This is a genomic window from Shewanella electrica (assembly GCF_022321485.1).
GTDB classification, from domain to species: domain Bacteria; phylum Pseudomonadota; class Gammaproteobacteria; order Enterobacterales; family Shewanellaceae; genus Shewanella; species Shewanella electrica.
The window spans coordinates 1-259 of record NZ_JAKOGG010000452.1; the positions used below are offsets into that span (position 1 = coordinate 1).

Consider the following 259-nt stretch of genomic DNA (forward strand, 5'->3'; position numbering starts at 1 on the left):
GGAGGGTGCCGAATGCGTATCCAACAAATGCGTGAAGTAATCGATTTTGTGGCCGAATGTCATCTCGAAATGGCCCAGGTGTACCATAGATTAAACGACCAAGCTGAGTCGACCCGCACCAAAATGTGGTTAGATTATTTTGAACAACACCAAAAAGGGGTGGCGCGTCATGTAGAAGATTACAGTGAGGCGGCGCCGAAACGTGTGCTGGACAGTTGGTACAAAGATTTTGTGGTTGAGGATTTCAAAACCCACTGCC

Annotated in this window: 1 pseudogene; it reads left to right on the top strand. The window is 47.9% G+C overall.

What is annotated here, in order from left to right:
* Positions 1–12: 12 nt before the first annotated feature.
* Positions 13–259 (top strand): annotated as a pseudogene (locus L9G74_RS21185) (hypothetical protein); the annotation flags it as partial.